Here is an 8,995-nt window from a genome sequence, read left to right as displayed (position 1 = left end):
TCAGCCCACCCCCGTGCCAATGCACGGTGTTTGTTCGTGGGCTGCTTCCTAGCCAAGAATTCAGGATGTACCGATGAAACACATTCCCCTGCTGGCCAGCCTGTGCGGCTGCCTGTCCGTTAATGCCTGGGCGCAATCCAGCGTCGACCTGGCACCGATCACCATCGACGGCGACCAGCCCGTCGAACCCGGCCTGGCCCTCGACCAGTCCAGCGGCATGGCCTCGCGCCTGGGCCTGAGCGTCCGTGAGACCCCGGCCTCGGTGGCGGTGGCCAACCGCAACGACATCGAGCGGCGCGGCGCGCAGAACTTCCAGGACGCCGCCAACACCCTGCCCGGGGTCAATGCCAGCGCCCCGCCGGGGTTCGGCGGCTTCATCTCGTACCGTGGTTTCACCAACAGCCAGATCACCCAGATGTTCAACGGCATCAACGTGTCCAGTGGCCTGGCACGGCCGGTGGACTCGTGGATCTATGACCGGGTCGAGCTGCTCGGCGGCCCCTCCTCGCTGGTCAATGGCGCCGGCTCCGTGGGCGGTTCGCTGAACTACGTGACCAAGCTGGCCGACCGCCAGGAGCGGGCCATCGAGGGCCGGGTCAGCTACGGCAGCTACGACACCACGCAAACCGCCTTCGGCCTCAACCACGCCCTCAGCGAAGCCGGCGACGAGGTGCAGCACTACGCCCGCCTCGACGTCAGCCACAACACCAGCAACGGTTACATCGACCGCCAGGAACGGGATGCCTGGAGCATGGCGTTCTCCCTGCTCAGCGACCTGACGCCGAACCTGTCCCACACCCTGGCCCTGGAATACCAGGACGAACACGAGGACAGCCCGTACTGGGGCACCCCGGTGCTCAACCCCAAGGCCGGCGAGCTGAAGATCGACAAGCACAACCGCTTCAACAACTACAACGTCGAGGACGGTCGCTACGAGCAGCGCACGATCTGGGTCCGCTCGATCCTCGACTACCGGATCAACGACAGCACCAGCCTGCGCAACACCCTCTATCACCTGGACAGCCAGCGCGATTACCGCAACCTGGAAACCTACCAGTACAACGCCGACAACAGCGCGGTGAACCGCTCCACGGCCTATCAGGTGCGGCATCAGGGCGAGCAGAACGGCAACCAGTTCGAGCTGCGCCACGACACCTCGATCTTCGGCCTGGACAGCACCTGGTCCGGTGGCTTCGAGTACAAGGTCAACCGCACCACCAACTCGCCGCTGAACGTCAAGGCGGCCAACAGCGTCGACCCGAACGACTACCAGCCGGGGCATTTCTACGACCTGCCGGGCACCCGCCAGGGCTTTGTCGCCGACAAGACCAACGAGGTCACCACCAAGGCGCTGTTCGTCGAGAATCGCCTGGCCCTGACCGACCAGCTGGCGCTGCTGACCGGCCTGCGCTACGACGACATCGACCTGGACGTAACCAACCACCGATTGGTGACCGCGAGCAACCCACGGCACCTCAAGCGCAGCTGGGAGCCGGTCACCGGCCGGGTCGGCCTGAGCTATCAGTTTCTCCCGAGTGCCAACGTCTATGTGCAGTACAGCACCGCCGCCGAGCAGCCCAACAACAGCACCCAGGACTTCGATGTCTCCACGGGCAAGCAATGGGAAGTGGGCAGCAAGTTCGATTACCTGGACGGTCGCGGCTCGGCGACCCTGGCGGCCTACCGCATCGAACGCAAGGACTTCGCGGTGACGGACCCGCAGGACCCGACCCTGAGCATCCCGGTGGGCCAGCAAACCTCCAAGGGCATCGAAGTGGCCAGCTCGCTGCGGGTCACCCCGAAGCTGCTGCTCGAGGGCAACTTCGCCTGGGTCGATGCGCAGTACGACGAGTTCACCGAGAAGAACACCGCGGGCGTGGTGGTGTCACGCAAGGGCAATACCCCGACCAACGTGCCGGACCGGGTCGGCAACCTGTGGCTGACCTATGACCTGGCGCCGCAGTGGCAGACCGGGGTCGATGCGCGTTATGTGGCGTCGGTGTACGCCGACACGGCCAACACCCTGACCGTGCCCTCCTACACCCTGTACGGCACCTTCCTCACCTACAAGCTCGACAACCACACCTCAATCACCGGGCGGGTGCGCAACCTGACCGACGAGGTCTATGCAAAGTTCGCCCATGTCTCGCCGGCTTACTACCTGGGTACGCCACGGACCTTCGAACTGGCGGTACAGAGCCGCTTCTAAAAAAGCATCGCGGGCAAGCCTCGCTCCTACAAAGGTTACGTCGTTCGCTCCATCGTGAACGACATCAGCCTGTAGGAGCGGGCTTGCCCGCGATAGCGATCTCATCCTCACCACAGCGTCTTCAGTCAAGACTCGCGCTGACCTTATCCGCCACATCCTCGGGCAACCACGCCCGCCACACCTGCGGATGCGCCTTGAGGAACGCCCGCGCCGCCTCCCGGGGCGGCGTGTGCTTTTCGCTCATCTCGGCCAGGGCCTTGTTCAGCGCGTCGATCGGCAAGTCGACCTTGCCGAAGAACTCGGCGATCTGCGGGTACTGCTTCTGGAACGGCGTGGACACGCCGATGGACAGCTTCGAGGCCAGCGAGCGCGTGGGGCGTGGATTGGGGTGGTCGGCGTCGGTCAGGGTTTTCCAGGCCTCGGCATCGAACGGCGGCTCCTCCAGCTGGATCAGCTTGAAGCGACCGAGCAAGGGGGTCGGCGACCAGTAGTAGAACAGCACCGGCTGGCCGCGACGGATCGATGAAGTGATCTCGGCGTCCAGCGCCGCGCCGGAACCGCTGCGGAAGTTCACATAGCTGTCGGTCAGGCCGTAGGCCTTGAGCTTCTGCTTGTTCACCACTTCCGAGGTCCAGCCGATGGGGCTGTTGAGAAAGCGCCCCTTGCCCGGGCTTTCCGGGTCCTTGAACACATCCTTGTAGCGCGCAAGGTCCGTGACGCTGCGCAGGCCCGGTGCCAGCGGCTTGATGCCCTTGGCCGGGTCGCCCTTGACCACGTATTCCGGCACCCACCAGCCTTCGGTGGCGCCCTTCACCGTGTCGCCCAGGGCCGCCACCTTGCCCTCGGCCTCGGCCTTGACCCACACCGGGCTGCGTCCGGCCCACTCTTCGCCGATGACCTGGATGTCGTTGTTGGCCAGCGCGGTTTCCAGGGTGATGGTGGTGCCCGGCAAGGTGTCGGTCGGCAGGCCGTAGCCCTTCTCGACGATGGTGCGCAGGATGTCGGTGATCAGGCTGCCGCTTTCCCAGTTCAGGTCGGCGAAGTGGATCGGCGTCGGTGCCGCCCAAGCGCCGACGGGCGCCAGCAAAATACCGAAGCCGAGCAGCGCGCTGCCCAGCAATGTCCGCAGTCCTTTCATGCCTGTGCCCCTTTGGCTGTTCGCAGCGTTGCAGGATGGTCTCGCGGTTTGGGACCGCAAGCCTCTGACTAATTGAGTCATCTGACTGTAGTAGAGGTTCCTGCTTTCGAGGGGACTTCAGTCTGCGCCCTGCTCCTGCAGGCGCTGCAACTCGCGGCGCACCATGCTGGCGTATTCCGCCGGCTTCAGGACATACAGCTGCGAGGCCACCCAGGCCAGCCAGGCGCCTTGCAGCACGGCCCTCTGTTCGAACAGGCGCTGGGCCTCGACGCGGGCGCGCTCAAGATGCTGCCGGTGGAATTCGGCGCGACTCACTCGCTGGCCTTGAAGCTCACCAACTCACCCTTGCGCCATTTGGCGGCCTTGCCAGTCACGGCTTTCAGGGTCTTGGTCAGGCCTTCCTGCAACTGCTGGTTGGCGGCGAACACCGTCACCACGCTGTGGCCTTCCTTGAACAGGATGGCGTGGCCGTCGGCGGTGCTGACAAAGGCGTATTCGCCCAGGCCGTAGACGGTCAGCTTGATCTCGCGAAAACGGATTTCGAACTTGCCGCCTTCACGGCTGGGCAGGACCGCCGCGCGGAAATGATCGCCGACCTTGAGTTCCAGGCGCGGCTTGTCGTCCACCACCAGCGCCGTCTCGGTATCGATTTCGGCGACATAAATGCCTTCCGGCGTCTGTTCGGTGATGTAGACGAAACGTGACTGGAACTGTTTGACCAGCTTGGCGCGCAAATCGCCCAGGACAAACAAAGCGTGCATATCAAGATTACTTACTGCCAAGGAAAGGTCCCCGAAGCTGAAAATGACTCTGTCCGCGTAAACGACGGACAGCAAAAAAAGGCGGCCGAACCGGCGCCGTGACTCCACATGAAAACAATCTGAAAAAGCACCACTCGCCAACGCGTAGGCGCAAACACCGGAGCGCCCCTCCCAGGAACAACCGGAAGGACTACCGGACCGTTTGGCCCGCATCAAGCGCAGAAGAAAGTGGTTCCGACCCGCCGAGAAAGCTGCGCACTCACTGTCGATCGGAAAACCTCACGATCCTTTCGTCACCCTTCATGGGACGGGAGTGCTGCAGGTAAACATCAATCTCTGACTGCCGGGGCAATTCTAGAGCAACTTTATGTATTCAGAGCAACCCATGCGTTAGCAAATCGCTGAAAAAAGCTCTTTCAGCGTGCCGGTCGGCCACTTGCATGACTTAACTCAGCCATCGACAGGCAACAACTGCCATACTGCCGCGACCTCGAAGCCAGCCACCGGCCAGGCTTCACCCGCATAATTTCCAGGGGAAAGTCGGACGTGACGGAATTCGATATAGGCGAGTTTTTCATTCATGGCGAAGCCCGGGACGTCGAGGGCGAGTTCCAGGCCGTGATCGTGATGCGCGCCAAGCCACCCCTGCGCACCGTGCGCTGCCACCAGGTGGAGAAGGACCGCTGGTTCAAGACCGCGGAACTGGCCGAAGCCGCCGCCAAGGAAGCCGCCCGCGCCCTCAAGCAGGCCGTCGACCAGGGCGCCCTGAACCTCTGAGCCCGCGGTAAAGGATTGCCGCGCACGACCGACATATTGGCGAGCCTTCCGATAAAGAGCGCCATGATGATCGACCTCAACCCACCTGCCCGCCTCCCGTCCCTGGCCGAGTTCGCCCTGCCAGGCGCGGCGGGCAGCGAAAGCCCGGCGAGCGATCCGTTTGACCTGCGCACCGTGATCACCCGGGCGAGCAACGCCGTTCCCGACGGCGTGCTCGAAGCAAAAAAGAAACGCATCAAGCTGCTGCGCAAACAGATCGAGCAATTGCAGCAACGGCTGCGCAAGGCCAACGAGCGCCTGGCGATGGTGCAAAGCGCTGCCCGGCATCGCACAACCGATGCGCACATGCAGGCCTTGTCCGCCGCCCGGGCCCAGGCCCAGGCCGCCAGCAGCGCCTTGTCGATGGCCCAGGTGGCGCTGTTCCAGGCCGAAAGCGCGGTGATCGGCAGCGAGGTCTGAAGGCGCGGATGCCTGCGCCCTCAGGCCGAACGACTGAACAGCGGGTGTCCGAGCCTGTCCCGCGCCAGCTGGGCCAGCCAGGACGCCTGGCATTCCACGGCCTCGTCCCGGCTGGCGAACGGCGCGCCGCGGCGCTCGCCATTGACCAGCACGACCCAGCACACATTCAGCCCGACCGCGCGAAAGGTGGCCGGTACACCGCTACCAATCATCACTGCGACATCGACTTTGCTTTGCATAAGGACTTCTCCTGGCAACTAGTTAGCTAGCTAACAATATTGGCCATATTAATGAGTTCCCCTGCTGGGAAAAAGCCATCCCTTGCACAGCTTCGTTGCGGGGTCGGTAACAATGGCCAGCGGCCATATCTTGACGACCCCAAGGTTAAGTCCGGGTTATCAGGAACCCTGCTCCGGCTTGTAGCCCAGGCGCAGACCGCCCCAATGCCGGCCCTTGACCCTGATCGGCACCGACAGGTCGTGCATCAGCTCGCCGGTATCGCGGGTGTAGGTTTGCAGCAACAGCGGCTGCTGATGGCTACCGCAGCGGATGCCGGTGCGGTCCTCGAACTTGCGCTTGGTGCGGTTGTGCAAGGTATCCACCTGCGGATCGCCGGTCAGCGGCTGGGAGAACGCCTGGTTATGGGTCGGCACGTAGCCCTGGGGCGTGCAGGCGATGGCGAACACCAGGCCTTCATGACGCGCCAGCAACGGCTCCTGGATCGCCGGCAACACCTGATCGGCGTAACGATCGAAGCGGGTCTGGTATTTCACCGGCTGGGTATTGGCGATCGGCTGGTAGCTGCGGTCGAACAGGTCGTCGAGGCTGATGCGACTGGCCGCAAGGTCCGCCTCGAACTGCTCGGCAATGCGTCGGGCGCCTTCCTGGGCCAGGTCGTAGATGCGCTGGTGGTAGTCGTCCAGGCCGACTTCGGCCAGGCGCTCGCTGATGATTTCCGCCTGCCCTTCCATCTGCACCGCCGCCTCGGCCAGGCTGCGGGTCTGCTGGTCGCTCACTGCCAGGTCGCCGCGCACCTGCTCCACGGCATGGAACAGGCTGTCCAGTTGCTGGCGATTGGTCTCGGCGCCGCGGGCGATCTCGCCAACCTGGCTTTCCACCCCGGCCGCCAGCCGGGCAATGTTCTGCAGGTGCTGGCCGGTGGACTCCACCTGCTCCACCCCGGTGTTCAGGTCGCTGGACAGCTGGCGGATCTGCTCCACCACCTGGGCCGTGCGCTGCTGGATATCGCTGACCATCACCCCGACCTCGTCGGTGGCGGTGGCCGTGCGCCCGGCCAGGCCGCGCACTTCATCGGCCACCACGGCGAACCCGCGCCCATGCTCCCCGGCCCGCGCCGCCTCGATGGCGGCATTCAGCGCCAGCAGGTTGGTCTGGCTGGCGATCGACTGGATCACCAGCGCCACCCGCTGGATGTCTTCGCTGCGCTGGCTCAAGGCTTCGATCAGTTCACGGCTGTCGTTGGCGCTTTGGCTGAGACGGTGCATGCGGGTGATGGACTCGCCCAGCACCACGCTGCCTTCGGCGCTGCTGCGATGGGCTTCGCTGGCCGCGCTCAGGGCCTGCTGGCTGAGCTGCGCGGCCAGTTGCTCGGTGTGGATCATCGCCTCGGCGCTGCTGACAATGCGCGCCGCCGAGTCCAGTTGCGACTGCACCCGCCCGGCCAGTTGCCGGACCGAATAGGCCACGCCGGCGGCCGACAGCGCGTTATGGCTGGTGCTGTAGGACAGGTCGCGAGTCAGCGCGGCGATCTCGCCGTTATCGACGCTGCTCGCCGCCGGTATGGCCTTGGGCGCGACCAGGCGCGGCAGCCAGACGATCAGCAGCATCAGCGGCACGGCGAGGTAGAAAGAAAGCAGCCCCTGGGACAGGGCATACAATACCAGCAGCAAGGCGCCGCTTTGCAGGGCTGGCCCCCGCCAGCGCCGGGTGTTTTGGGCTACTGACAGCGGTTGCGCAATGGCAGCCGACAAAGATCCGTCTTGCGTCATCTGGAATACCCCATGCTTTTCTAATTATTTGCTCTGCATTGAACGCCACTAAAAAGCCATTATCCATGGTCCATTAGTCGCAGGTTTGCAGCAGATCAATAGAAATGCACGGGGGCTTTCAGGGCGCCCGGAAACAACTCGCGGGCAAGCCTGCCATCCCAGGTGCAGTGGCGACCTTGGGATGGGGCTTGCCCGCGAGGGGAGAAGTCTTGGCGATCAGGCCTGACGCTGGTGCTTGTCGATCTGCTCGTGACGTTCTTGAGCTTCGATGCAGTACTTGGTGGTCGGGCTGATCAGCAGGCGTTTCAGGCCGATCGGCTCGCCGCTGTCGTCGCACCAGCCGAAGCTGTCGTCGCCGATACGGCCCAGGGCCTGCTCCAGCTGCGGCAGCATGCGCTGGTCGCGGTCGATAGCGTTGACCAGCCAGGTCCGCTCTTCCTCTACGGAAGCCGCGTCCGCAGGGTCGGCCGGGGTGTCCAGGCTCTCAATGGCGATTCGGTTCTGTTCGATGCGCTCGTGGGTTTCGACCTTCATGGCCTGCAACAGCTCAGTGAAAAAAGCCAGCTGCTCGGCGTTCATGTAGTCATCCGCCGGCATGGCCAGCAACTTTTCCTTTGTCATTGATTTCTCTATAAAAAATACGTGCATTAAGGCGAATTAAAGCTGTTTTCCGTGCCCCCTTTCGGGGCATCGGAAAGGCGCCATACATTCCAAGCGCCACCCGGCACTCAATTTACGAGGGGCGGCAGTCTAAGGCCCGTTTGAGGCCTCAGCAACTGAAATGACATCGAATTTGTCCGACAAGCCCTGAAAGCCCGCCAGGGCTGGCTTTGGCGGCGGTTATCGGAGTGCGTTTATAACAAGAAATTCCATCGGCCGGGGTCTTTTAGAAGACAAACGGCAACGGCAGGCCCGAAAAAGGCCTGCCGTTGCCGTGGAGTATGGCGCACCTGACGCTTCTGTAGGAGCGAAGCTTGCTCGCGATAGCGGTGTATCAGTCAGTACGCCATCGCGGGCAAGTCGGATCGCCGCCCGCTCGCTCCTACAAAGAGCGAGGATCAGCGCTTGAGCTTGCGCTTGTTGCGGTACTGGTCGATGACCACCGCCACCACGATGATCAGGCCCTTGATGATGTCCTGGATGTAGGCGTCGACACCGACGAAGGTGAAACCGCTGGCCATCACCCCGAGGATCAGCGCGCCGATCACGGTGCCGGTGATGCGCCCCACCCCACCGGCCAGGCTGGTGCCGCCGATCACCGCCGCAGCGATGGCGTCCAACTCGTAGGACATGCCCATGCCCGCCTGCCCGGTCGCCGCCCGCGCCGAGGCCACCACCCCGGCCAGCCCCGCCAGCAACCCGGCGATGCTGTAGACGATCACCAGGTGGCGCTTGACGTTGATCCCCGAGGTCCGCGCCGCCTGCATGTTGCCGCCGATGGCGTAGGTGTATTTGCCGTACTTGGTGTAGCGCAGGGCGATATGGAAGATCACCGCCACCACCAGGAAGATGATCACCGGCATCGCGCCGTGGCCGATGGCCGTGTAGGAATCCGAGAGCATGCTGATCGGCTGGCCTTCGGTGTAATAACGCGCCAGGCCGCGCGCCGAGACCATCATGCCGAGGGTGGCGATAAAGGGCG

10 protein-coding genes are annotated in these 8,995 nt (G+C 63.7%); 3 read left to right on the top strand and 7 right to left on the bottom strand.

All coding sequences use genetic code 11. The features are described 5' to 3' along the window. The first annotated feature begins 73 nt into the window (after positions 1 to 73). On the top strand, positions 74 to 2,209 hold the full coding sequence (locus J4D52_RS30200; RefSeq protein WP_102678227.1) for a TonB-dependent siderophore receptor: 2,136 nt from the start codon (positions 74 to 76) through the stop codon (positions 2,207 to 2,209). 121 nt (positions 2,210 to 2,330) lie between these two features. On the opposite strand, the gene J4D52_RS30195 is transcribed toward J4D52_RS30200, so the two are convergent. The 3 genes from J4D52_RS30195 to J4D52_RS30185 form a co-directional block, all read right to left on the bottom strand. Beyond that, a complete protein-coding gene (locus J4D52_RS30195) occupies positions 2,331 to 3,347 on the bottom strand; it encodes an ABC transporter substrate-binding protein (RefSeq protein ID WP_102678226.1) in 1,017 nt (338 codons plus the stop codon). A 117-nt stretch (positions 3,348 to 3,464) separates the two neighbouring features. Further along, positions 3,465 to 3,662, bottom strand: a complete 198-nt coding sequence (locus J4D52_RS30190) for a hypothetical protein (RefSeq protein ID WP_102678225.1) — start codon at positions 3,660 to 3,662, stop codon at positions 3,465 to 3,467. Continuing rightward, on the bottom strand, positions 3,659 to 4,108 hold the full coding sequence (locus J4D52_RS30185; RefSeq protein ID WP_031286381.1) for a hypothetical protein: 450 nt from the start codon (positions 4,106 to 4,108) through the stop codon (positions 3,659 to 3,661). The genes J4D52_RS30190 and J4D52_RS30185 overlap by 4 nt, the downstream gene beginning before the upstream one ends. A 546-nt stretch (positions 4,109 to 4,654) precedes the next feature. On the opposite strand from J4D52_RS30185, the gene J4D52_RS30180 reads away from it, so the two are divergent. Together J4D52_RS30180 and J4D52_RS30175 are read left to right on the top strand one after the other, a co-directional pair. Next, positions 4,655 to 4,885: a hypothetical protein gene (locus J4D52_RS30180; protein WP_009043392.1), complete on the top strand. Its 231-nt coding sequence runs from the start codon at positions 4,655 to 4,657 to the stop codon at positions 4,883 to 4,885. A 66-nt stretch (positions 4,886 to 4,951) separates the two neighbouring features. Further along, positions 4,952 to 5,344, top strand: a complete 393-nt coding sequence (locus J4D52_RS30175) for a hypothetical protein (protein WP_164486013.1) — start codon at positions 4,952 to 4,954, stop codon at positions 5,342 to 5,344. A gap of 20 nt (positions 5,345 to 5,364) precedes the next feature. Here J4D52_RS30175 and J4D52_RS30170 read toward each other — a convergent pair whose 3' ends face one another. From J4D52_RS30170 to J4D52_RS30155, 4 genes are all read right to left on the bottom strand, one after another. Further along, positions 5,365 to 5,583, bottom strand: a complete 219-nt coding sequence (locus J4D52_RS30170; protein WP_102678223.1) for a hypothetical protein — start codon at positions 5,581 to 5,583, stop codon at positions 5,365 to 5,367. A 159-nt stretch (positions 5,584 to 5,742) separates the two neighbouring features. Further along, positions 5,743 to 6,966 (bottom strand): methyl-accepting chemotaxis protein, encoded by a 1,224-nt coding sequence (locus J4D52_RS30165; protein ID WP_371860338.1) that lies wholly within the window; start codon positions 6,964 to 6,966, stop codon positions 5,743 to 5,745. Positions 6,967 to 7,569: 603 nt separating this feature from the next. Then, positions 7,570 to 7,974, bottom strand: a complete 405-nt coding sequence (locus J4D52_RS30160) for a TraR/DksA family transcriptional regulator (protein ID WP_007923643.1) — start codon at positions 7,972 to 7,974, stop codon at positions 7,570 to 7,572. Positions 7,975 to 8,411: 437 nt separating this feature from the next. Then, positions 8,412 to 8,995: ABC transporter permease (locus tag J4D52_RS30155; RefSeq protein ID WP_207272224.1), on the bottom strand; the 584-nt coding region annotated here is incomplete at its 5' end.

The organism is Pseudomonas sp. GW460-12-10-14-TSB1 (genome assembly GCF_017349775.1).
Taxonomy (GTDB): Bacteria; Pseudomonadota; Gammaproteobacteria; order Pseudomonadales; family Pseudomonadaceae; genus Aquipseudomonas; species Aquipseudomonas piscium.
The sequence above is the reverse complement of the archived record's forward strand: the minus strand, read 5'-3'. Positions and strand labels throughout refer to the sequence as shown.